The organism is Bacillus sp. F9_6S_D1_P_5 (assembly GCF_054823925.1).
This window is the reverse complement of sequence record NZ_JBTREW010000027.1, coordinates 1-24883: the sequence shown is the minus strand read 5'-3', so window position 1 is coordinate 24883 and position 24883 is coordinate 1. Positions and strand designations below refer to the sequence as shown.

At 37.8% G+C, this 24883-nt stretch carries 25 protein-coding genes, 1 rRNA gene and 2 other annotated features; all 26 genes read right to left on the bottom strand.

The window, feature by feature from the left end; translation table 11 throughout:
- Positions 1-14 precede the first annotated feature (14 nt).
- The 26 genes from rpoB to rrf all read right to left on the bottom strand — a co-directional run bounded on the left by rpoB (position 15) and on the right by rrf (position 24849).
- Positions 15-3548, bottom strand: a complete 3534-nt coding sequence (rpoB, locus tag ACUXEY_RS24540; protein ID WP_029439122.1) for a DNA-directed RNA polymerase subunit beta — start codon at positions 3546-3548, stop codon at positions 15-17.
- Positions 3549-3840: 292 nt separating this feature from the next.
- Positions 3841-4440: a class I SAM-dependent methyltransferase gene (locus tag ACUXEY_RS24535; protein ID WP_000763282.1), complete on the bottom strand. Its 600-nt coding sequence runs from the start codon at positions 4438-4440 to the stop codon at positions 3841-3843.
- Between the two features lie 75 nt (positions 4441-4515).
- Complete coding sequence (gene rplL, locus ACUXEY_RS24530) at positions 4516-4875, bottom strand: 50S ribosomal protein L7/L12 (RefSeq protein ID WP_000159736.1); 360 nt, start codon at positions 4873-4875, stop codon at positions 4516-4518.
- Positions 4876-4942: 67 nt separating this feature from the next.
- A complete protein-coding gene (gene rplJ / locus ACUXEY_RS24525; protein ID WP_144616205.1) occupies positions 4943-5443 on the bottom strand; it encodes a 50S ribosomal protein L10 in 501 nt (166 codons plus the stop codon).
- 39 nt (positions 5444-5482) lie between these two features.
- Positions 5483-5626: a sequence feature (ribosomal protein L10 leader region), on the bottom strand.
- Between the two features lie 49 nt (positions 5627-5675).
- Positions 5676-6368 (bottom strand): 50S ribosomal protein L1, encoded by a 693-nt coding sequence (rplA, locus tag ACUXEY_RS24520; protein WP_063222350.1) that lies wholly within the window; start codon positions 6366-6368, stop codon positions 5676-5678.
- 177 nt (positions 6369-6545) lie between these two features.
- Positions 6546-6971, bottom strand: a complete 426-nt coding sequence (gene rplK, locus ACUXEY_RS24515; protein WP_001085872.1) for a 50S ribosomal protein L11 — start codon at positions 6969-6971, stop codon at positions 6546-6548.
- Between the two features lie 167 nt (positions 6972-7138).
- Positions 7139-7672, bottom strand: coding sequence for a transcription termination/antitermination protein NusG (gene nusG / locus ACUXEY_RS24510; RefSeq protein ID WP_000415794.1), 534 nt, complete (start codon positions 7670-7672; stop codon positions 7139-7141).
- 131 nt (positions 7673-7803) lie between these two features.
- Positions 7804-7983 (bottom strand): preprotein translocase subunit SecE, encoded by a 180-nt coding sequence (secE, locus tag ACUXEY_RS24505; RefSeq protein ID WP_001241321.1) that lies wholly within the window; start codon positions 7981-7983, stop codon positions 7804-7806.
- Positions 7984-8015: 32 nt separating this feature from the next.
- Positions 8016-8162, bottom strand: a complete 147-nt coding sequence (rpmG, locus tag ACUXEY_RS24500; RefSeq protein ID WP_002070160.1) for a 50S ribosomal protein L33 — start codon at positions 8160-8162, stop codon at positions 8016-8018.
- Between the two features lie 128 nt (positions 8163-8290).
- Positions 8291-8950: an RNA polymerase factor sigma-70 gene (locus tag ACUXEY_RS24495; RefSeq protein ID WP_000387198.1), complete on the bottom strand. Its 660-nt coding sequence runs from the start codon at positions 8948-8950 to the stop codon at positions 8291-8293.
- Positions 8951-9017: 67 nt separating this feature from the next.
- The gene (locus tag ACUXEY_RS24490; protein WP_000997883.1) at positions 9018-9530 is read right to left on the bottom strand and encodes an NYN domain-containing protein; all 513 of its coding nucleotides are present in this window, start codon (positions 9528-9530) and stop codon (positions 9018-9020) included.
- Between the two features lie 3 nt (positions 9531-9533).
- A complete protein-coding gene (gene rlmB / locus ACUXEY_RS24485) occupies positions 9534-10277 on the bottom strand; it encodes a 23S rRNA (guanosine(2251)-2'-O)-methyltransferase RlmB (RefSeq protein WP_000093759.1) in 744 nt (247 codons plus the stop codon).
- Positions 10274-10681 carry a Mini-ribonuclease 3 gene (locus ACUXEY_RS24480; RefSeq protein ID WP_000564261.1) on the bottom strand — a complete coding sequence of 136 codons (408 nt, stop codon included), beginning with the start codon at positions 10679-10681 and terminating at the stop codon, positions 10274-10276. The genes rlmB and ACUXEY_RS24480 overlap by 4 nt, the downstream gene beginning before the upstream one ends.
- A 2-nt stretch (positions 10682-10683) precedes the next feature.
- A complete protein-coding gene (gene cysS / locus ACUXEY_RS24475; protein WP_016089674.1) occupies positions 10684-12081 on the bottom strand; it encodes a cysteine--tRNA ligase in 1398 nt (465 codons plus the stop codon).
- Positions 12062-12727 (bottom strand): serine O-acetyltransferase, encoded by a 666-nt coding sequence (gene cysE, locus ACUXEY_RS24470; protein ID WP_000476500.1) that lies wholly within the window; start codon positions 12725-12727, stop codon positions 12062-12064. Before cysE ends, cysS begins: the two co-directional genes overlap by 20 nt.
- A gap of 138 nt (positions 12728-12865) precedes the next feature.
- Positions 12866-13112 (bottom strand) — a binding site (T-box leader).
- Between the two features lie 47 nt (positions 13113-13159).
- Positions 13160-14617 carry a glutamate--tRNA ligase gene (gene gltX / locus ACUXEY_RS24465; RefSeq protein ID WP_166705272.1) on the bottom strand — a complete coding sequence of 486 codons (1458 nt, stop codon included), beginning with the start codon at positions 14615-14617 and terminating at the stop codon, positions 13160-13162.
- 89 nt (positions 14618-14706) lie between these two features.
- A complete protein-coding gene (gene ispF / locus ACUXEY_RS24460; RefSeq protein ID WP_461301810.1) occupies positions 14707-15183 on the bottom strand; it encodes a 2-C-methyl-D-erythritol 2,4-cyclodiphosphate synthase in 477 nt (158 codons plus the stop codon).
- A 115-nt stretch (positions 15184-15298) separates the two neighbouring features.
- Complete coding sequence (ispD, locus tag ACUXEY_RS24455; protein ID WP_166705270.1) at positions 15299-15979, bottom strand: 2-C-methyl-D-erythritol 4-phosphate cytidylyltransferase; 681 nt, start codon at positions 15977-15979, stop codon at positions 15299-15301.
- Between the two features lie 16 nt (positions 15980-15995).
- Complete coding sequence (locus ACUXEY_RS24450) at positions 15996-17105, bottom strand: PIN/TRAM domain-containing protein (protein ID WP_048526358.1); 1110 nt, start codon at positions 17103-17105, stop codon at positions 15996-15998.
- A gap of 160 nt (positions 17106-17265) precedes the next feature.
- Positions 17266-18339 carry a DNA integrity scanning diadenylate cyclase DisA gene (gene disA / locus ACUXEY_RS24445; protein WP_166705269.1) on the bottom strand — a complete coding sequence of 358 codons (1074 nt, stop codon included), beginning with the start codon at positions 18337-18339 and terminating at the stop codon, positions 17266-17268.
- 3 nt (positions 18340-18342) lie between these two features.
- Positions 18343-19719 carry a DNA repair protein RadA gene (radA, locus tag ACUXEY_RS24440; protein ID WP_061678381.1) on the bottom strand — a complete coding sequence of 459 codons (1377 nt, stop codon included), beginning with the start codon at positions 19717-19719 and terminating at the stop codon, positions 18343-18345.
- Between the two features lie 96 nt (positions 19720-19815).
- Positions 19816-22251, bottom strand: coding sequence for an ATP-dependent protease ATP-binding subunit ClpC (clpC, locus tag ACUXEY_RS24435; protein WP_144616197.1), 2436 nt, complete (start codon positions 22249-22251; stop codon positions 19816-19818).
- A gap of 22 nt (positions 22252-22273) precedes the next feature.
- Positions 22274-23338, bottom strand: coding sequence for a protein arginine kinase (locus ACUXEY_RS24430; protein WP_166705267.1), 1065 nt, complete (start codon positions 23336-23338; stop codon positions 22274-22276).
- A 4-nt stretch (positions 23339-23342) separates the two neighbouring features.
- Positions 23343-23891, bottom strand: coding sequence for a UvrB/UvrC motif-containing protein (locus tag ACUXEY_RS24425; RefSeq protein ID WP_166705266.1), 549 nt, complete (start codon positions 23889-23891; stop codon positions 23343-23345).
- Positions 23892-24064: 173 nt separating this feature from the next.
- On the bottom strand, positions 24065-24526 hold the full coding sequence (gene ctsR / locus ACUXEY_RS24420; RefSeq protein WP_048526354.1) for a transcriptional regulator CtsR: 462 nt from the start codon (positions 24524-24526) through the stop codon (positions 24065-24067).
- 207 nt (positions 24527-24733) lie between these two features.
- Positions 24734-24849 (bottom strand): 5S ribosomal RNA (gene rrf / locus ACUXEY_RS24415).
- Between the last annotated feature and the right edge of the window lie 34 nt (positions 24850-24883).

Below are 24883 nucleotides of genomic sequence, written 5' to 3'. Positions count from 1 at the left end.
ACAGGTTATCCCAATTATTCCTTAGTTGTCTCAACTTCGACATTCAATTTATCTGCTGATTGATGATCATCGTCATCTTCCGTATCACGCATTTCAATTTCTGTATCGTCGCTAGACATCATTTTAACGTCCATACCTAAACTTTGCAGCTCTTTAATCAATACTTTGAATGATTCAGGAACGCCTGGTTCTGGAACATTTTCGCCTTTAACAATTGCTTCATACGTCTTAACACGTCCAACAACATCATCAGACTTCACTGTTAAGATTTCTTGAAGAGTATAAGCAGCACCGTAAGCTTCAAGTGCCCAAACCTCCATCTCACCGAAACGCTGTCCACCGAACTGAGCTTTACCTCCAAGAGGCTGCTGCGTTACAAGTGAGTATGGTCCAGTAGAACGAGCATGAAGTTTATCGTCAACCATGTGCGCAAGTTTGATCATATACATGACACCAACAGATACGCGGTTATCGAATGGTTCACCAGTACGTCCGTCATACAGGATTGTTTTCGCGTCATTTGCCATACCAGCTTCTTCAATCGTGCCCCAAACATCTTCCTCACGAGCACCATCGAATACTGGTGTTGCAATGTGAATGCCAAGGTATCTTGCTGCCATACCAAGATGAAGCTCTAATACCTGACCGATATTCATACGAGATGGTACCCCTAATGGGTTTAACATGATATCGATTGGCGTACCGTCTGGTAAGTAAGGCATATCTTCTTCTGGTAAAATACGAGAGATAACACCTTTGTTACCGTGACGTCCGGCCATTTTGTCACCTTCAGAAATTTTACGTTTTTGAACGATATATGCACGTACAAGTTGATTCACGCCTGGTGGCAATTCATCGCCATCTTCACGGTTGAATACTTTTACGTCTAAGATAATACCGCCACCACCGTGTGGTACACGTAGTGATGTATCACGTACTTCACGTGCTTTTTCGCCAAAGATAGCATGTAATAGACGTTCTTCAGCTGTTAATTCTGTTACACCTTTAGGTGTTACTTTACCAACAAGTAAATCTCCATCTTTTACTTCTGCACCAACGCGAATGATACCGCGCTCGTCAAGGTTACGTAATGCGTCTTCCCCAACGTTTGGAATGTCACGTGTAATTTCTTCTGGTCCAAGCTTCGTATCACGAGCTTCTGACTCATATTCTTCAATATGAATAGAAGTGTACACATCATCTTTTACAAGGCGCTCACTCATGATGATCGCATCCTCGTAGTTATAACCGTCCCAAGTCATGAAGCCAACAAGCACGTTACGTCCAAGTGCTAGTTCGCCTAATTCCATAGAAGGACCATCCGCAAGGATTTCACCTTTTACAACTTCATTTCCAACACTTACGATTGGACGTTGGTTGTAACAAGTTCCTTGGTTAGAACGAATGAATTTTTGCATTTTGTAGCGATCTAAGTCGCCTTTTACTGTTTGACCGTCAACTTCTACATAGCGACGTACCCAAACTTCACGTGCTTCTACGCGCTCAACAACACCAGGATGTTTACAGATTACTGCAGCACCTGAGTCTTTTGCTGATACGTACTCCATACCTGTACCTACAATCGGAGATTCCGGATTCATTAACGGAACCGCCTGACGTTGCATGTTCGCTCCCATAAGTGCGCGGTTAGAGTCATCGTTTTCTAAGAACGGAATACAAGCTGTCGCTGCCGACACTACTTGTTTTGGAGATACATCCATGTAGTCGATGCGTTCTCTATTTGTCACAATGTTTTCACCACGGAAACGAGCTACGATATCTTCACTTAGGAATTCACCTTCATCAGATAATTTCATATTCGCTTGGGCTACAACATAGTTATCTTCTTCATCTGCCGTTAAGTAATCAACCTGCCCTGTTACAAGACCAGTTTCTGGGTCAACACGACGGTATGGTGTTTCAATGAAACCAAACTCATTTACTTTCGCGAACGAAGATAATGAGTTAATCAAACCGATGTTTGGTCCCTCTGGTGTTTCAATCGGACACATACGACCATAGTGAGAGTAATGAACGTCACGCACTTCAAAGCCTGCGCGCTCACGCGTTAAACCACCGGGTCCTAATGCAGATAGTCTTCGTTTGTGAGTTAACTCTGCTAATGGGTTTGTTTGGTCCATGAACTGAGATAACTGAGAACTTCCGAAGAACTCTTTAATAGATGCAATAACAGGACGAATATTAATTAGTGCCTGTGGTGTAATTGCATTTGTATCTTGGATCGACATTCTCTCACGAACAACACGTTCCATACGAGAAAGACCGATACGGAATTGATTTTGTAATAGTTCTCCAACAGAACGCAGACGACGGTTTCCTAAGTGGTCGATATCATCTGTATCCCCTACTTTGTATAGTAGGTTGAAGAAGTAACTGATAGAAGCAAGGATATCACCTGGTGTGATGTGTTTTACATCACGAGTAATATTCGCATTACCAATTACGTTAATTACGCGCTCGCCTTCTGACTCAGGAGCATAAATCTTAATAGATTGCAGCTCAACATCGCCTTCTACCACTCCACCCATTGGTTTCGCTGTTTTGAATCCAATGTTTTTCTCTAAGTAAGGTAAAATGCGATCAAGTGTACGACGATCTAAGATTGTTCCTTCTGCCGCTAAAATTTCACCAGTTTCTGGATCCACTAATGTTTCAGCTAAACGTTGATTAAACAATCTGTTTTTAATGTGTAACTTCTTGTTGATCTTGTAGCGACCTACATTTGCTAAATCGTAGCGCTTTGGATCGAAGAAACGAGACACAAGTAAGCTCTTAGCATTTTCTACTGTTGGTGGTTCACCAGGACGTAGACGCTCATAAATTTCAAGCAATGCTTTTTCTGTGCTATCTGTGTTGTCTTTTTCTAATGTGTTGCTTAAGTATTCGTTATCACCTAAAAGCTCGGTGATTTCTTGATCAGAGCCAAACCCTAATGCGCGTAACAAAACAGTTACAGGAAGTTTACGCGTACGGTCAATACGCACATATACAACATCCTTAGCATCTGTCTCATACTCTAACCAAGCTCCGCGGTTTGGAATTACAGTAGCAGTAAAACCACGTTTTCCGTTTTTATCCACTTTGCCACTATAGTATACGCTTGGAGAGCGAACTAACTGGGAAACGATAACACGTTCTGCACCGTTAATTACGAATGTTCCAGTCTCTGTCATGAGTGGGAAATCTCCCATGAACACATCTTGTTCTTTTACTTCACCAGTTTCCTTGTTGATTAGACGCACTTTTACACGAAGTGGTGCTGCATACGTCACATCACGCTCTTTGCATTCGTCTACAGAGTATTTAGGTTCACCTAAGCTGTAGTCGATAAATTCAAGCGATAGATTTCCCGTAAAGTCTTCAATCGGAGAAATGTCTTGGAACATTTCTCGCAAACCCTCATCAAGAAACCACTGATAAGAAGAGGTTTGAATTTCGATAAGATTTGGTAACTCTAATACTTCACTAATACGGGCATAACTTCTTCGTTGGCGGTGGCGTCCGTATTGAACTAGTTGACCTGTCAACTGCTTCACCCCTCAAATCATGAGTATTATAAATGCACAAAAAAATTTGTGCAAAATCACAAATAAATACAACTACTGCTATTAGCGTAGTCTTTTTTCTCTTAAAGATAAATACGTTGAGTCTTTCTACCTGCTCAAAAAAGAAAAATGGCTTCTATAAGAAAACCATCATTCTGTTTCATAATCTGCTGATTTTACTATCTTTTCCAAGAGAAACAAAAATATACATCTTTCTCAACGCAGAAAATCATATATTGGCATTGTATAATGTTAACATAGCCAAAAATAACCGTCAACGTTTTTTTGATTTTATGATATAATATCCTTTTTTCTTTTCTACAACTTCGACTTCAGAAAATACTTCTTCTAGTTTTTTCAGCGCAGATGGTGCACCTTGCTTCTTTTGAATAACAATCCACAACTCTCCACCTGGAACTAAATGCTCTACAGCTTTTTCTAAAATCTCATGCACGATATCTTTACCTGCACGAATTGGAGGATTAGATAGAATAGCAGCATACATACCATCTACATTTTCATAGACGCTACTTTGAAAAATGTGTACATTTCCAATTCTATTGTTAGCGGCATTTTCTTTTGCAAGCTCAAGCGCCCTTTCATTCACATCCACCATGTGAACTTTACGGTCTTGAAACTCTTTCGCCAACGATAAACCAATTGGTCCATATCCACAACCTACGTCTAATATATCACCTTTAATATCTGGCACTTGAAACGCTTCAATTAAAAGACGAGAACCAAAGTCCACTTCGTTTTTCGAGAACACCCCACGGTCAGATAAGAAAGTAAATTGAGATCCACGAAGTGTAAATTCCCATCGCTTACGATCACTTTTACTAGAAGGGTCGTTAGAAAAATAATGGTCTGCCATATGGCCACCTCTTTCTTTACAGTTAAAAAAAAAGCTCGCATGAGAGCGAGCTTTTTTTAAAGCATCAAAAGTTAATTACTTAACTTCTACAGCAGCGCCAACTTCTTCAAGTTTAGCTTTGATTTCTTCAGCTTCTTCTTTAGCAGCAGCTTCTTTGATTACTTTTGGAGTGTTGTCAACTAATTCTTTAGCTTCTTTTAAGCCAAGACCAGTGATTTCACGAACAACTTTGATAACTTTGATTTTTTGTGCACCAGCGCTAGTTAGTTCCACATCAAATTCAGTTTTCTCAGCAGCAGCTTCTCCAGCGCCACCAGCAACAGCTACAGGAGCAGCAGCAGTTACGCCGAATTCTTCCTCGATAGCTTTTACTAAGTCGTTAAGTTCTAATACAGTCATAGATTTAACTGCTTCAATGATTTGTTCTTTAGTCATTGTAAATATCCTCCCTTAAATAGGTTTGTATTGTTTTATCGATAATACGTAATTATCTTTTAAAAAATTAAGCGCCTTGCTCTTCCTTTTGTTCTGCAACTGCTTTAGTAGCAAGTGCAAGGTTACGGATTGGAGCTTGAAGAACGCTAAGAAGCATAGAAAGTAAGCCTTCACGTGATGGAAGAGTAGCGATAGCTTTAACCTCATCAAGTGTTACAAGTTTACCTTCGATTACGCCCGCTTTAATTTCTAAAGCTTCATGATCTTTAGCGAAGTCGTTTAATACTTTCGCAGGAGCAACTACATCCTCGTTACTGAACGCGATTGCGTTTGGTCCTGTTAAGAATTCATTTAACTCAGCCATTTCAGCAGACTCTGCAGCACGACGAGTTAGAGAGTTTTTGTAAACTTTGAACTCAACGCCAGCTTCACGTAATTGCTTACGTAATTCTGTTGCTTCAGAAACTGTTAAACCACGGTAGTCAACAACGATTGTAGATTTACTAGCGCGAAGTTTGTCCGCGATTTCAGTTACAACTTGTTGTTTAGTTTCGATTACTTTGCTCATGTTATTACACCTCCTGTAGATTATATAGAAGATGTACCGAAAGTGCACTAAAAACCTCCATGCCCAACTTGTAGACATGGAGGCATATAGTCACAGAAAAAAATTCCGTTTCGTATATTAACACCTAGGTAGGAAATTAAGTCTATCGACACCTACTGTCTACGGTACACTAATTAAATTCACAACATAAATGATTATATAAAAACTTCTTTATGAAGTCAACTTCCAAAATTTACGCTAATGTAGAAACGTCCACACGTACGCCAGGTCCCATTGTAGAAGCAACTGTTACGTTCTTCATGTAAGTACCTTTTGCAGCAGCTGGTTTAACTTTTTGTAAAGTATCAGCAATTGTTCTGAAGTTTTCTACTAATTTAGCATCTTCGAAAGATACTTTACCGATTGGAACGTGGATGTTACCAGCTTTATCAACGCGGTATTCAACTTTACCAGCTTTGATTTCGTTAACAGCTTTAGTTACATCGAAAGTAACTGTTCCAGTTTTAGGGTTTGGCATTAAACCTTTAGGTCCTAATACGCGGCCAAGTTTACCAACTTCACCCATCATGTCAGGAGTTGCTACTACTACATCGAAATCGAACCAACCTTGTTGGATTTTACCGATGTAATCAGTATCGCCTACAAAGTCAGCTCCAGCAGCTTCAGCTTCTTTAGCTTTTTCACCTTTAGCGAATACTAATACACGTTGTACTTTACCAGTACCGTGTGGAAGAACAACTGCACCACGGATTTGTTGGTCAGCTTTCTTAGGGTCAACACCTAAACGGAATGCAGCTTCTACAGTTGCATCAAATTTAGCTGTGTTTGTTTTCTTTACTAATTCTACTGCTTCTGTTGCAGAGTAAGCAGCTGCACGATCAACAAGCTTTGCAGCTTCTACGTACTTTTTACCTCTTTTAGCCATTTTTATTTCCTCCTCGAATGTGGTTTTAGCGGAATAACCTCCCACGTTTACGCTTATTTTCAGGTATAACCTGAGGATGCGCGCCATCCATTTATTTAAAAACGATAATCATTTACGATAATAAAGGTTGCGAATTGGAATTCCAGACCCGCAACCTTTTTTAAAAAACAAATCGAATTAGTCTTCGATAACGATGCCCATACTGCGTGCAGTACCTTCAACCATACGCATTGCAGCTTCTACGCTAGCAGCGTTTAGGTCAGGCATTTTAGTTTCAGCGATTTCGCGTACTTTATCACGCTTAACAGTTGCCACTTTATTACGGTTTGGTTCACCAGAACCAGACTCAATACCAGCTACTTTCTTAAGAAGAACAGCAGCAGGAGGAGTTTTAGTAATGAAAGTGAATGAACGGTCCTCAAATACCGTAATTTCAACAGGGATGATAAGACCAGCTTGATCAGCTGTACGAGCGTTAAACTCTTTACAGAAGCCCATGATGTTAACACCTGCTTGTCCTAATGCTGGACCAACTGGTGGAGCTGGGTTAGCTTTACCTGCAGGAATTTGAAGCTTTACCATTTTAATTACCTTTTTAGCCACGAGACACACCTCCTTAAGTCCGTGATGTGGTCAATTGGACAGTGATTTGCCCTCCCACGTCATATTTTATCTGTAAGGATAAAATCTTTCAAAAAACGTCTCCGATAACGAAGACGTACTGACTTAAAAGATATTATCACTTTTTACAATTCATTTCAAGTTTCATTTTATAATTTTTCAATTTGATGGAAGTCAAGCTCAACTGGAGTCTCGCGACCGAACATGTCCACAAGCACGCTAACCTTTTTCTTCTCCACATCAATTTCTTCGATAGCACCTGTATAATCTGCGAATGGTCCCTCATTTACACGTACTGTCTCATGAAGTTCAAAGTCGAAATCAACCACTTCATTGTCCATTCCCATATGTTTCATAATGGTAACAACTTCCTCTTCTAATAGAGGCGATGGTTTAGAACCTGAACCAGAAGAACCAACGAACCCAGTTACACCTGGTGTGTTACGTACAACATACCAAGAGTCATCAGTCATGATTAATTCTACTAATACATAACCTGGGAACACTTTTCTTTTCATTAATTTTTCTTTACCGTTTTTCATTTCTACTTCTACTTCTTCCGGGACAACAACACGGAAAATTTTATCTTGCATACCCATTGATTCTACACGTTTCTCTAGGTTTGCTTTTACTTTATTTTCATATCCAGAATAAGTATGGACAACATACCAACTTTTTTCCATTCATTTAGGACGAGCGTCCTTCCCTCCCTGACGTACATTTTTTTGCGCAAATGAAAAAACCCGTTCACCGGGCTTTTACACAGTTCTTATAAATAACATTATATCATGGATAAGTGCTTCTTATTCAAGAATTAACCAAGAATTAACCGAATTAAAGAAGAAATGCCCATATCAACCACTGCGAAGAAAATCGCAAAGAAGACAACTGTAGCAATAACAGTCGCTGTTGAACGGAGTAATTCATCTTTTTTAGGCCAACTTACTTTTTTCATTTCGCGACCTACATCGCCGAAAAAGTTCGTTAAACGCATCTACGGGACCTCCAGTGTATTATTTCAATTATTTATTTTGTTTCCTTGTGAACTGTATGCTGATTGCATGTTTTACAGAATTTCTTTATTTCAAGTCGCTCTACTGAGCTCGTATCTTTCATCGTAGAGTAGTTTCGATTTTTACACTCTTCACATGAGAGTACAACTTTTTTCCTCATTAGTTACACCAACCTTGTAACATTATGTCCCTAAAAATGTATCATACAACAAAAGACAATGTCAATGTCATGCCTTTTGTACTCTCCACAAAAAGAAAACAGGTGATTTTGTACACCTGTAGCACTTGTTATGAATTTAAAGTGGTACTCTCTCTCATTTCCATATATCGTTCCAATTTCCGCTTCACCCTCTGTAAAGCATTATCAATAGATTTCACATGTCTATTTAACTGTTCCGAAATCTCTTGATAAGAACGACCATCTAGATACAAAGAAAGCACTTTTCTTTCTAAATCGCTTAATAATTCAGATATTTTAGATTCTATGTCTGTATATTCTTCCTGACTTATAATCATTTCTTCAGGATCAGTTACCTTCGCTTCCGAAATAACATCTAATAATGTCCGATCAGATTCCTCATCATAAATCGGTTTATCTAAAGACACATACGAATTTAACGGAATATGCTTTTGCCTGGTTGCTGTTTTAATAGCGGTAATAATTTGTCGAGTGATACACAGTTCAGCAAATGCTTTGAATGAAGACAGCTTGTCCTCCTTATAATCACGAATCGCTTTAAACAACCCAATCATACCTTCTTGAACAATATCTTCTCGATCGGCACCCACTAAGAAATAAGATCTCGATTTCGCGCGAACAAAGTTCTTATATTTGTGAATCAAATATTCTAGAGCGTCAGTATTACCTTTTCGAACTAACTCAACGATTGCCTCATCTTCTAAATCACGAAATGTAACGTCGCCTACACTTACGAAGCCTGCTTCCACCTTGATCCCTCCGACCGCTATTTATTTAGAAATATTATACAGTAAAAAGACAAAGAGCGTCAATGCTTCAACGCTCTCCTCTTCTTAATTTTTCTAATTTTTCTGTAATATCTTTACTGAATATCTTTCGCATAGCGGGTTGCTTCTCTTTTGTGTCTTGTGTACGTCTTCTTACTTGTTGCTCCATCGCTTGTACTTCTAACTCTAACTCACGTGCAGATTTCCGAAGAGCACCTTGTGCAAATATAACCCATTGTTCTGTATAATCAGAAGTTGCAACATATATTTGCGTATTTATATTTCTAAGCTCAATCGCAAGTTGCTCTATCTTTTCATCTGCAGTTTGATTCTTCCTCGTGAATATAACTTCCACACGCGATTGTTTCATCTTTTTTTCAATACCGTGAACTGTATATGCATCGAAGACTATCATTACCTTTGTACCTGTGTAACCTTGGTAATCCGCCATCTTATCAATCAGTGCATCTCTTGATGATTGCAAATCTACATCCCGTAGTTTCTTCAAGTCTCCCCAAGCTCCAATAATGTTGTAACCGTCAACGATTAAAATATCGTTCATTTTTTATTTACCAATTTCGTTACGTTTACGATATACCTCATACATTAACAAACTTGCGGCTACTGAAGCATTTAAGGATGTAACTTTACCAACCATCGGTAAAGTAATTAAGAAATCACATTTTTCACCAATAATACGACTCATACCTTTTCCTTCACTTCCAATTACTAATCCAATTGGCATTTTACCATCTAAATTACGGTAATCCGTTTTCCCTTTTGCATCTGTACCAGCAATCCAAAGTCCACGCTCTTTTAATTCATCGATTGTACGAGATAAATTCGTTACACGCGCAACAGGAATATATTCAATTGCTCCAGTAGATGCTTTCGCAACTGATGCTGTAAGTCCTACCGCTCTTCTTTTCGGAATAATAATTCCATGGGCGCCTGTTGCATCCGCAGTACGCATAATAGAACCTAGGTTATGCGGGTCTTCAATTTCATCTAAAATTAAGAAGAACGGATCTTCATTACGCTTCTCTGCTACTTTAAATAGATCTTCTAACTCAGCATATTGATATGCAGCCACTTGAGCAATTACACCTTGATGGTTCCCCTCAACTAATTGATCTAACTTCTTCTTTGGCGCATGTTGTAAAATAATCTTATTTTCTTTCGCTAGTGCTAGTACAATTTGTACTTGTCCTTTGGCAGCACCTTCCGCGATCCAAATTTTATTAATATCTCTTCCTGATCGTAACGCTTCAATTACAGGGTTACGTCCGATAATATACTCACTACTCATGATGATGTGCCCCCTTCCTTTTCTTCTAAAACAGCAATTGCCTTATATACAATTTCGTCTAATCTTTCACGATTATTTAATAAGTGATGATAGCCAATTAACGCTTCAAAGGCTGTACTATGTCGATATGTTTGTACATCCGTATTTTTCGGAACAGTACCTGAATTGGCATTACGCCCTCTTCTTAGTACCGCTTCTTCTTCTTCAGTTAAAAATGCTGTCTCTAATAAATGATAAACAACTTTCGCCTGCGCTTTTGCCGAAACAAAGCTTGTCCCTAATCGATGTAATTGATTAGGACGAACTTTCCCTTTTTGAAGTAGGTGATAGCGGATATATTGTTCATACACCGCATCACCCATATATGCTAACGCTAAGCTGTTTAATTGCTTTGCATCAATCATTCTTATCCTCTTTTCCATCTTGTACCTTGAGCGGTATCTTCTAAAATAATATTACGATCTTTTAAATCATCGCGAATTTGATCTGATAATGCAAAATCACGATTTTTACGAGCTTCAATACGTTTTTGAATAAGCGCCTCAATTTCTTCATCGAGTAACTCTTCTTGCGCTAATTCTAACCCTAAAATATCAAATAATGTTTCAAGTTGTTTTACGTATGCTTCAATTACTACTGTAGACGTATGTTCTTCCAGTAAATATTGATTTGCATGATTTGCTACATTATATAACTCAGTGATTGCATTAGCTGTATTGAAGTCATCATTCATCGCTTCTTCAAATGCAGTCTGGAATTTTTCCAGTTCAGCTAACCATTTCTCATTATGATCTGTTAAATCCGTACTACTTTCCATACGGTGTTTCAAGTTACCGTAAGCCGTTTTAATTCTTTCCAGCCCGTTATTTGTACTTTGTAATAACTCTTCACTGAAATTAATTGGGTGACGGTAATGTACTGATAGCATAAAGAATCTAATTAACTGCGGATCATATTGCTTAATGATATCGTGAACTAAAATGAAGTTCCCAAGTGACTTAGACATCTTCTCATTATTAATATTAATATATCCATTGTGCATCCAATAACGTGCAAATGTTTTTCCTGTTAACGCCTCAGATTGCGCAATTTCATTCTCATGATGAGGAAATGCCAAGTCTTGACCACCAGCGTGAATATCAATTGTGTCCCCTAAGTATTTACGCGCCATTGCCGAGCATTCGATATGCCAACCTGGACGACCTTTCCCCCAAGGACTTTCCCAGAAGATTTCTCCTTCTTTCGCCGCTTTCCATAAAGCAAAATCAAGAGGGTCTTGTTTCTTTTCTCCTACTTCAATGCGCGCACCGTGACGTAAGTCTGCGATTGGTTGATGCGATAATTTACCGTATCCTTCGAATTCCTTCGTTCTAAAGTACACATCACCTTCTGATTCATATGCATATCCTTTATTCACAAGTTCTTGAATAAATTCAATAATGATATCCATATTTTCCGTTACACGCGGATGAACCGTTGCATGTTTGCAACCTAGTGCCGTTACATCCTCAAAGTACGCTTCAACGAAACGGTCCGCAATCGTTGGCACATCTTCACCTAACTCATTTGCTGCTTTAATTAATTTATCATCTACGTCTGTAAAGTTAGATACATACTGCACATCGTATCCTTTATATTCTAAATAACGGCGTACCGTATCAAATACCATAGGTGGTCTTGCATTCCCAATGTGAATGTAGTTATAAACTGTAGGTCCGCATACATACATCTTTACCTTATTTTCTTCTAATGGAGTAAATTCTTCCTTTTGACGTGTTAACGTATTATAAATGTGAATAGTCATTTTTATCCTTCCTTTCTACCTTTACTTCAAGTTGTTTTTTCAATTTATCAAGTTCTACTTCCATAACCTTTAATTTATCAAAGATTGGGTCTGGAAGGTCAGAATGATTTAATTCTTGACCGATCTTTACTCCATTTTGAATAACGACTCGGCCAGGTATACCTACAACTGTAGAGTGTGCAGGGACTTCTTTTAATACGACAGATCCTGCTCCAATTTTAGAATTCTCTCCAACTGTAATAGAACCTAGTACTTTGGCACCTGTTGCAATTAATACATTATCCTGAATTGTAGGGTGCCTCTTTCCCTTTTCTTTACCCGTACCACCTAATGTAACCCCTTGATAGATCGTTACATTATCACCAATTTCGCACGTTTCTCCAATTACAACCCCCATTCCATGGTCTATGAAAAAACGACGACCAATTGTTGCTCCTGGATGAATCTCGATGCCAGTAAAGAAACGACTAACTTGTGAGATCCAACGTGCAATAAAGAAGAAATTCTTTTTATAAAAAGCATGTGCAATTCGATGGGCCCAAACTGCATGTAATCCAGAGTAAGTCAAAATGACTTCGAAATAACTTCTTGCCGCTGGATCCTGTTCAAAAACGACTTCAATATCTTCCCGAAGCCTCTTAAACATCGACGTTCCCTCCCCTTTATGGGCTGCTTTTTCGAGTGAACTAACTCCCTACTTATCTCCCTAAATCTTTATACACGTAGATAAAACTTATACTCATACCCAGTTTTATGGTATAAAAAAAGACGCCTCTGTCATATTGACAGAGACGCCTTATAAGCGCGGTTCCACTCTGTTTAGGCTAAAAAAGCCTCAAACTCATCTCTGATAACGGTGTACACCGCTTCTGCTTACTTTAACGCCCTAAGACGTTTCACAAAACATTTTGCTGTTCAGCAGAAGACTCGAAGGGGCATTTCAAAAAACCGCTTATAAACCACTTCCAGCCTAAAGGTGGTTCTCTCTGTAAAAAGCCTGATTTTCTACTTCTCCTTCTCGTCGCTTTTCCTTATTAGGTTTTAAGTATACTTATTATATTTCTAAACCTAGAAAATGTTAACCAATTACTTTTTGAAGACGATTTAAAACTTTTTCTTTTCCAAGAAGTGCAATAGCATTAGGAAGCTCTGGTCCATGTGTTTGACCAGTAGTTGCAACACGGATTGGCATAAATAAGTTTTTACCTTTATGACCTGTTTCCTTTTGAACTGCTTTAATAGCCGCCTTAATTGCTGCAGGTTCCATCGCTTCTAGTGCTTCTACTTGACCAGCAAATGCACGAAGTACTTCTGGTACTTGTTCACCTTTTAATACTTCTTGTCCTTCTTCCTCATGATCAACATGATCTTTGAAGAACATTTCAGAAAGCTCTACAATTTCAGCTCCAAAGCTCATTTGTTCATGATATAACGCAATTACATCACGAATCCAAGCTTGTTCTTGTTCACTTAAAGTTTCACCTATACGTCCAGCTTTCACTAAATGCGGTAAGCTTAATTCTACCACCGTATCTAAATCTTGCTTTTTCATATATTGGTTGTTCATCCATTTTAGTTTTTGAGAATCAAATAATGCAGGTGATTTTGATAAACGAGCTGCATCAAACATTTTGATAAACTCTTCTTGAGAGAAGATTTCTTCTTCTCCTACCGGCGACCAACCTAGTAATGCAATAAAGTTAAAGATTGCTTCTGGAAGATATCCAAGCTCTTTATATTGCTCAATAAATTGAATGATAGATTCATCGCGCTTACTTAATTTTTTACGGCTTTCATTTACAATTAAAGTCATATGACCGAATTGCGGAATATCCCAACCGAAAGCTTCATAAATCATCATTTGTTTTGGCGTGTTTGAAATATGGTCATCACCACGAAGTACGTGTGTAATTTCCATTAAGTGATCATCTACTGCTACTGCAAAGTTATAAGTTGGAATTCCATCTTTTTTCACGATAACGAAATCACCGAAATCATTTGAATGGAATGCAACTTCATCTTTTACAATATCTTTAAATGTGTAATCACGGTCAGCTGGTACACGGAAACGAATACTTGGAATACGTCCCTCAGCTTCAAATTCTTTCACTTGCGCTTCAGTTAAATCACGGTGGTTACCTGCATAACGAGGTGTTTCACCACGAGAGATTTGCCCTTCACGTTCTGCTTCTAGCTCTTCTTCTGTCATATAACATTTGTAAGCTAAGCCACGCTCTAATAAATCTTCATATAATTTTTTATAAATATCTAAACGCTCTGTTTGACGATATGGTCCAAATTCACCACCAACATCAACACCTTCATCCCAGTCCATACCGAGCCATTTCAAGTATTTTAATTGGCTTTCTTCTCCACCTGCAACATTACGTTTTACATCAGTATCTTCAATACGAATAATAAACTTACCATCTTGATGACGAGCAAATAAATAATTAAATAATGCCGTACGCGCATTTCCGATATGTAAGTGTCCTGTTGGACTTGGCGCATAGCGCACTCTCACTTGCTTTTCCATAATTGGTACACCTTCCATTCTTAATGTCAACACATTCTATAATTGTACACCAAACAAATGTGATTATCCATCTTACGAATTAAAAACCATTATTTTTTCTGTAATAAAACAACTGCTTGAGAAGCAATTCCTTCTTCTCTACCTGTAAATCCTAATTTTTCTGTTGTTGTTGCCTTTACATTGATATTATCAATAGACGTTTCTAACAGTTCACTAATGCGTTTACGCATACTTTCGATATGTGGTGCCATTTTTGGCTTTTGAGCAATAATTGTACAATCTAAATTCCCTAATTCATAACCTTGGTTACGCACAAATTCCCAAACCTTTTGCAGTAATACAGCTGAATCAGCATCCTTAAAGGCAGGATCTGTATCAGGGAAATGTTTTCCGATATCTCCTGCTGCGATTGCACCTAAACATGCGTCCGCGATCGTATGTAACAATACGTCTGCATCAGAGTGACCAATTAATCCTTTCTCATGTGGAATTGTAATCCCGCCAATAATTAACGGTCTACATTCCGCGAATTCATGCACATCAAAACCTTGTCCAATTCGAAACATTCTTTACATCCTCCTCGAGCTAAACTACTGAGCTTTATGATTCTATATTATATCGCTATCCTTATAAAGAAAAGCCCGGCCGTTGCCGAGCTTTTCTTCGCTATAATCATTGCTATCATTTCTTTTGAACGTGAAGAAAACTTTCAGCAATTAGTAAATCCTCTGGAGTCGTCACTTTAATATTATAGTAACTCCCCTCTACTACACCTACTTGCTTCCCGATACGTTCTACAAGACTTGCATCATCTGTACCAAGGAAACAGCTCTGCTTCGCGCTTCTATGAGCTTCTAATAAAAGAGAAACAGCAAACCCTTGCGGTGTTTGTACAGCTTTAAGCTGAGATCTTTCTACCGTTTCGACAACAACACCCTGCTCTACTTTCTTAACGGTATCTTTCACTGGCACTGCACAAATGGAAGCCCCATGTTTTTCTGCTGCAGTTAATACATCTTGAATCACTTTATTCGTTACGAACGGGCGTGCACCGTCATGTACAAGAACATACTCAACCTCACTCGTATGCTGAATCGCGTTATACACACTATCTTGTCTTTCAGCTCCACCTTGAATAAATTGTACTGGCTTTTCAACCGGATACTTCTGCATTAACTCTTCAAAATATGGGCGCTCTTCTTCATTAATTGCCATAATAATATTTTTACATGCCTTATCCTTTTCAAAAGCACGTAACGTATGCACAATAATTGGTACTTCATTAATAAGTAAGAACAACTTATTTTTGCCAGCACCCATCCGCTTTCCTTGACCAGCTGCTGGAATAATTAATGTATACATATTAATAATCCTCTACTTATAATGCTTTTTCTAATAATTTACGTTTGGCGAAAATCATACGACCTGCCGATGTTTGTAACACACTAGTAACAAGTACATCGAGTTGTGAACCTACATATTCTCTACCATCTTCTACTACAATCATCGTGCCGTCATCTAAATATGCAACACCTTGATTTTGTTCTTTACCATCTTTTACAACATAAACACTTAGTTCTTCACCTGGGAGTACAACAGGTTTAATTGCATTAGCTAAATCGTTAATGTTTAAAACTGTTACCCCTTGTAATTCAGAAACTTTATTTAAGTTGAAATCATTCGTTACTACCGTTCCACCAGTGATTTTCGCCAACTTTACAAGTTTGCTGTCCACTTCTTGAATATCATCGAAATCGCCTTCATAAATTTCTACCGGAATCGGCATCTCTTTTTGAATACGATTTAAAATATCTAATCCTCTGCGACCACGATTACGCTTTAAAGCATCAGAAGAATCGGCAATGTGCTGAAGCTCTTCTAACACGAATTGTGGAATGACAATTGTTCCTTCTAAAAACTTCGTTTGGCAAATATCAGCAATACGTCCATCGATAATTACACTCGTATCGAGAATTTTCCAGTGGGTTGTAGATTCCTCTACCTCAGTTTCAGTTTCTTCATTCTCACTATTATTATTTTTCTTCTTCCCACGTTGTGGTAATGTAAATAACCCTAGCAATTCATTCCTCTTTTTAAATCCTACTTGGAATCCTAAATACCCAAGTAAAAGAGTAAAGAACACTTGCAACACTGTACTAATAACTGGAATTGTAAATTCACGAATTGGGATTAAAATTAAATATGCAACAATAAGGCCAGAGATTAAACCTAATGTACCAAATAAAACATCTGCTACAGGCGCCTTTACAAGAGCCTCTTCAATATGCTTAATAAGTTGAACAATATAATCTACAAGCCAAAATGTTGTTAAAAATAAAATAATTGCACCAATAATTGCACGAGCATACGATCCTTCCAATAAAGGAACGGCACCGATGTCTAATACATTAATAACTTTTGGGATTAAGTAAATCCCCAACGCTCCCCCGATTACTAGAAAGAAGAGCTGTACAATCCGTTTTAACATCCAACCACCTCCTACTCATTATTAACCATTGTTTCGCTAATCAAAACGCCGAATGCAAAAGCGGACGTGTTTTTTTATAAATAGTTTTATTTACCAATATATCATATCATATACCAAAAGTGTTCTAGTGTCGTTATATTGTGGAATCAATGTAATATTCTTAATTGTGTCTACTCATATAGAGATGCTCTTGGATTCTTTTTAGACCTTCTCGTATTTTCTTCGCCCTGACTTCCCCAATTCCTTCCACATCATCTAATTCATTAATAGTTGCCCGACAAACACCTTGCAAAGTTTTAAATCGATTAATTAAATTTTCAATGATAAGTGGTGGAACGCGTGAAATCTTACTGGTGATTCGGTATCCTCTCGGCGTCACACTTTCTTCTAAACTCGTTTGTCCCGGATATCCAAGCAATTTAACTAAATCGCTATCCTCTAGAAGTTGTGTATTCGCAAGATCTTGTAATTTTTTCAAAATTTGATGATGGTCTTGTGTTTTTTCTTGATAGTAATCTTTAATTAATAACGCTGCTTCTGCCTCTAAATCAGCTAGTAGTTCGGTAAGTTGTAAACGAATTAACCTACCTTCTGTTCCTAATTCATGGATATAGCTTAATATTTCATTTTTAATACGCAGTACCATTTCAACACTATGTAAAACATGAACTACTTCGGACATTGTAACGACTTCTTCAAATTCCAGGATACCCAAATTCGTAATCCCATCATTCCATACAGCCTTATATTTTTCTAACGTTTGAATAGCTTGGTTTGCCTTTGTTAAAATAACACCTATATCTTTTAGTGTATAACGTAAATTCCCTTGATATAGCGTAATTACGTTACGTCTTTGTGAAATAGCCACTACAAGGCTACCTGTCTGCTTTGCTACACGCTCCGCTGTTCGGTGGCGCATACCTGTTTCAATAGAATCAATAGATGCCTCTGGAACTAACTGTGCATTTGCAATTAAAATTTTACTTCCAGTTTCATTTAAAATAAGTGCCCCATCCATTTTTGCTAATTCATATAAACTAGCAGGAGAGAATGCGCAATTAATATGAAAGCCTCCATCTACAATACTTTTAATTTGTTCATTATATCCAAGAACAATTAGTCCCCCTGTTTGTGCGCGAAGCACATTATCTATCCCTTCGCGCAGTGGTGTTCCTGGGGCCACGAGTTGTAAAATATTAATTATACTTTTGACACGTTGCTTGTTTTCTTCCATAGCCTAGCCTCCTAATGTCAAACGAAGCGCTTCCCCTAAATTAGATACACCTACTACCTCAATCCCATCTGGAATTGTCCATCCTCCCAAATTTTTTCTAGGAATAATAGCACGCTGAAATCCTAATTTAGCTGCTTCTTGTACACGTTGTTCAATTCTTGATACTCTTCTTATTTCTCCAGTTAATCCTACTTCTCCTATTACTGCATCAGTTGGTGCCGTAGATTTATCTCTAAAACTTGAAGCGATACTTAAAGCCACAGCTAAATCAATTGCTGGTTCATCTAATTTCAAACCACCTGCTACTTTTAAATATGCATCTTGATTTTGCAATAATAAACCTGTTCTTTTTTCTAACACTGCCATAATAAGCGATACACGGTTATGATCAATTCCCGTCGCCATTCTTCGAGGGTTTCCAAAACTAGTAGGGGAGATTAATGCTTGTATTTCTACTAAAACAGGTCTTGTTCCTTCCATTGAGGCAACTACTGTTGATCCTGCGACTCCAACGGGTCTTTCCTCAAGAAAAATTTCAGAAGGATTTAAAACTTCCGCAAGACCAAGCTCTTTCATTTCAAAAATACCCATTTCATTCGTGGAACCAAAACGATTCTTCACAGCTCGTAAAATACGATATGTATGATGACGATCTCCTTCAAAGTAAAGCACTGCATCGACCATATGTTCTAGCATACGAGGTCCTGCAATTGCCCCCTCTTTAGTTACATGTCCGACGATAAAAATAGGGATTCCTTTCGTTTTTGCAAGTTTCATTAATTCTGCTGTACATTCACGTACTTGTGCCACACTTCCCGGCGCTGATGTTACTTCAGGTAAATGTATTGTTTGAATGGAATCAATAACAACAAAAGCTGGATTCATCTCTTCAATGTGTGCTGCAATTCGTTGCAAGTCCGTCTCTGATACAACAAATAGATTACTACCATTTACATGTAAACGATCTGCACGAAGTTTAATTTGTTTTGCCGATTCTTCACCAGATATATATAGTACATCATATGAAGAATCTGCTAATTGCGATGAAATCTGTAATAGCAATGTTGATTTTCCAATACCAGGGTCTCCACCAATAAGTACTAAGGATCCATCTACAATCCCACCACCAAGCACACGGTTAAACTCTTGGAATTTCGTTTCAATACGCGCCTCAGATTTTGTTTCTACTTCTGTTAGGCGTCTTGGTTTTGTTACTTCCGATTGAATTGCATTGGCATAATTAAGGCGTCTTGATGATACAACAGGTTCCATCTCTTCAACAAGCGTATTCCATTGACCACAACCAGGGCATTTCCCCATATATTTTGGTGACTGATAACCACACTCTTGACATGTGAATTTTGTTTTCTTTTTAGCCATATCGTTTTATATTTCACTTCACTTTCATCTATAAACAGTTTATTCTTCCCGTACAAGAAAGAGGGCTATCTCGTAGCCCTCTTAGTTTGTCTATACTTATTTTACCTTTTCAGCACTATGAATGACAAATGTTTCCCCTTCAACATCAAAGATAACTTTTTGTCCTTTCTCAATAGCACCTTTTAAAAGTTCTTCCGATAGTCTATCTTCTACATGTTTCTGAATTGCTCTACGAAGCGGGCGAGCACCGTATTCTCGGTCAAATCCTTTATCAGCAATGGCTGAAATTGCTCCTTCTGTTAAATGCAATTCAATTTCTTGCTCTTTTAAGCGATTCACTAACTGATTTACCATAAGTGTTACAATCTCTTGAATATGTTTTTTCTCAAGCATATGGAACACGATAATTTCATCAATACGGTTTAAGAATTCTGGACGAAATGCCTTTTTCAGTTCATCCATTACTTTACCTTTCATATCTGAATAATCGCGGCTCTCATCTTGTACGTTAAATCCAAGGTGTTTATTACGTTTTAACGCGTCTGCACCAACGTTAGATGTCATAATAACAATTGTATTACGAAAATCAACCGTACGCCCTTTAGAATCCGTTAAGCGACCATCTTCTAATACTTGTAGTAAAATGTTAAACACATCAGGGTGAGCTTTCTCTACTTCATCTAACAGGACAACTGAATATGGCTTACGGCGAACCTTTTCTGTTAATTGTCCACCTTCTTCATATCCAACATATCCTGGAGGAGATCCAACTAAACGAGAAGTAGAATGCTTCTCCATGTACTCAGACATATCGATGCGAATCATTGCATCCTCATCACCGAACATAGATTCTGCTAACGCTCTTGCTAGCTCCGTTTTACCTACACCTGTTGGTCCTAAGAAAATAAATGAACCAATCGGACGTTTTGGATCTTTCAATCCCGCTCTAGCACGACGAACAGCTTTCGCTACAGCTACTACCGCTTCATCTTGACCAATAACACGATCATGAAGAATGGATTCTAAGTTTAATAATTTATCAGTCTCTGTTTGTGCAAGTTTAGAGACCGGTATACGAGTCCACGTAGAAACGACATTTGCAATATCTTCTACTGTCACTTCTGAGTTTTCTTTTCCTTGTTGCTCTTTCCATTGACGCTTCGTATCTTCTAACTTCTCACGTAAGCGTTGTTCCATATCACGTAAGGAAGCAGCTTTTTCAAATTCTTGACTTTGTACAGCTGCATCTTTTTCTTTTCTAATTTCCTCAAGCTTCACTTCAAGCTCTTTTAGATTTGGTGGTGTTGTATAAGAACGTAAGCGAACCTTTGAAGCAGCTTCATCAATTAAGTCAATTGCTTTATCTGGTAAGAAACGATCTGTAATATAACGGTCTGACAGCTTTACAGCTGCATCAATTGCATCATCTGTAATAGATACACGGTGATGTGCCTCGTAACGATCACGTAAACCTTTCAAGATTTGAGTTGATTCTTCTAAACTTGGCTCATCAACGTGAATTGGTTGGAAACGTCTCTCTAAAGCCGCGTCTTTTTCAATATATTTACGATATTCATCTAAAGTTGTTGCCCCAATACATTGTAACTCTCCGCGTGCTAAAGATGGTTTTAAAATGTTCGATGCATCAATGGCACCTTCTGCTCCACCTGCACCAATTAATGTATGAAGTTCATCAATAAATAGAATAATGTTGCCAGCTTGACGAATTTCATCCATAACTTTCTTTAAACGATCTTCAAATTCACCACGATACTTCGTTCCAGCTACCACTGTACCCATATCTAGTGTCATAACGCGCTTATCTCTTAAAGTTTCAGGAACTTCATTATTTACGATTTGTTGTGCTAATCCTTCTGCAATTGCCGTTTTACCTACACCAGGCTCTCCAATTAATACTGGATTGTTTTTTGTTCTACGGCTTAACACTTCAATTACACGTTGAATTTCTTTACCACGTCCAATAACAGGATCTAAACGATTTTCACGTGCAACAACCGTTAAATCACGCGCTAAGCTATCAAGTGTTGGTGTATTTGCATTTGTTGAAGAACCGCCTTGGTGACCTGAACTTGCTTCATTACTTCCAAGCAGTTGCAATACTTGTTGTCTTGCCTTATTTAGGCTAACACCTAAGTTATTTAAAACACGTGCTGCTACACCTTCACCCTCACGGATTAAACCGAGTAGGATATGTTCTGTTCCAACGTAAGAATGACCTAACTTACGAGCTTCATCCATAGACAACTCAATAACCTTTTTAGCACGCGGTGTATAATGTACAGTTTGAGAAGCTTCTGTTCCGCGCCCAATTAACGCTTCTACCTCTTTTTGAACTTTCTCTGGACTTAATCCAAGAGCAATTAACGCTTTTGCTGCAATTCCTTCTCCTTCGCGTACAAGCCCAAGTAAAATATGTTCTGTTCCAATATTATTATGCCCAATGCGAATTGCTTCCTCTTGAGATAAAGCTAATACTTTCTGTGCTCTTTCTGTAAATCTTCCAAACATCATAGAAATCGCCTCCTACTTGCGCTTAGTTTTTTTCAATACGTAATCGCTCACGGATTAAGGTTGCTCTTCGATAATCTCTTTCTTCTGGTCCTAAAGGCCCTCCCGCATATTGTTGTAAAATGCCCGGTTGTGTAAGAACCATTAGCTCAGTCAAAATATTTCTCGATACACCTTTTATATATCCTAAATCAATACCAAGTCGTACATCTGATAAGCAAGTGGACGCTTCCGCAGATTGAATTAACCGACTGTTTGCTAGTATGCCATAAGAGCGATAAACTTTGTCTTCAAGCTCAATACTTGAATTTTGTACAATTAATTCTCTAGCCATTTTTTCTTGCTGTATAATTTGTTGAATGACACTCTTTAAATCTGCAATAATATCTTCTTCAGATTTTCCTAGTGTCATTTGATTTGACACTTGAAATATATTACCTAACGCTTCGCTACCCTCACCGTATATTCCTCTTACTACTAACCCTAATTTTTGAATTACTTGTATGATACGACTAATTCTTTTCGTTAAGACGAGTCCCGGTAAATGAATCATCACAGAAGCCCTCAATCCGGTACCAACGTTAGTAGGACAACTCGTAATATATCCAAGTGATTCATCAAAAGCATATTCAACCTCTTTCTCTATCCAATTATCTATTTGATTGGCACTTTGAAGAGCCTCGGATAACTGCAATCCTGAAAATAAGCACTGAATCCGAATATGGTCTTCTTCATTCAACATAACACTAATATGTTCACTTTCTGACAATAGACATGCTCCGTACTCTGTTCCAGCAAGGTTAGGACTAATTAAATGCTTTTCAACTAATACTCTCCTCTGAAGAGGTGTTAATTCATTCATTTTTAATAGTTCAAACTCTCCAAAGGGTTCTACTGTTTTATTTATAAATTCCTTTTTAAATAACTCATGAATCTGTTTAGCTTCTTCTTCGTTTTGCATAGTAGAGAATTGATATTTTTTTAAATTACGAGCCAAACGAATTCGACTACTTAAAACAATATCAGAATCAGGGCCATCCCCCTTCATCCATGGACTAATCGCTTCATTCATAATTTTGTCCAGTGACATAGAACTATTCCCCCTCTCTATGCTCACTAAGCTGATTTTCAAGACCTCGAATTTTATCCCTTATTTCAGCAGCTTTCTCAAATTCCTCTTTCTGCACATATTGTTTCAGAATGAGTTTTAGTTCATCTAATTCTTTCTTTAAGTGGATATTTCCTTCTATACGCTCCGGAATTTTTCCACAATGATCTGTATGCCCTCCGTGAAGACGTTTTAATAATGGCTTTAAATGTTCCTTAAATGTATCGTAACAAGAAGCACATCCAAAGCGTCCGACCTTTGTAAATTGCTCATATGTCATCTTACAATCTGGACACCTTAATATACTTGTATTCGAAAATCCGTTTTTTCCTTCTTCAAACATTGTTGATTCACCGTGTAATAACCCAGCAAATAAATCATGGAATGAAAAGTTAGACTGCGATGATTGAAAGAAAGACGTATAGCCACTTTGTTCTGCACATTGCTCACAAAGATGAACTTCCGCCTTCTTTTCGTTAATTACTTTTGTATAATGTAAAGTTGCTGGTCTTATATTACAGTTTTGACAAGTCATCACTATCCCCACCTTTACAACAGGAACGATCTATCTCATAGTACTTTTCATACATTACTAGATTGTTCACTTTCCTTTATTCGTTTAAATAAAAGTGCGTGTTCTTTTTTCAAAACTTCTACAATATTTAACTGCCTTATCTTTTAGTTATTATTCTTTTACAAAAGCTGTATTTATTTATATTTCAGTGTTCTTAACATTGCGCATAATATTCGAGCCCTAAGTTCATCTCGAGAAGGAACATCCATTGATAATACAGAACGATCTAGCACGCTTAACATAAGCTTAGCTTCACGATTTGTTATGATTCCCTCTTCTATTAAACGTATAATCATACTCTCTGCATTTCCTTGCGCAACGCTATGATCAATCATATGAAGCATTTGATCAATAATGTCTATATCGTCATGCAGTTTGACTTTTATAATGCGAATGTAACCTCCTCCACCACGTTTACTTTCTACTACGAATCCTCTTTCTAACGTAAAACGGGTATTGATTACATAATTGATTTGAGATGGTACGCACTCGAATCGATCCGCAATCTCATTTCTTTTGATTTCAATCACATTATTATTACTTAAGTCAATAACTTGCTTTAGATATTTCTCAATGATATCAGATATATTTCTCATTTATCCGCCACCTTTATTGACTTTGACTATCTTTGACTTTAATTATATACGTATTAATAAAATTTGCAACTCTTTTGCTTATTCACTATCCTAGCCACATTCCCCTGTATTTAATCAAAATAATTATTATTTAAACACATTTTTTTATTACTATGGATTATAAAAGAAAACACGAAAAAACACGAGTCATTCGACTCGTGTTTAGTTGCTTGGCGACGTCCTACTCTCACAGGGACAAGGTCCCAACTACCATCGGCGCTAAAGAGCTTAACTTCCGTGTTCGGTATGGGAACGGGTGTGACCTCTCTGCCATCATCACCAAACTATGAAGGCATATTCCTTCAAAACTAGATAACA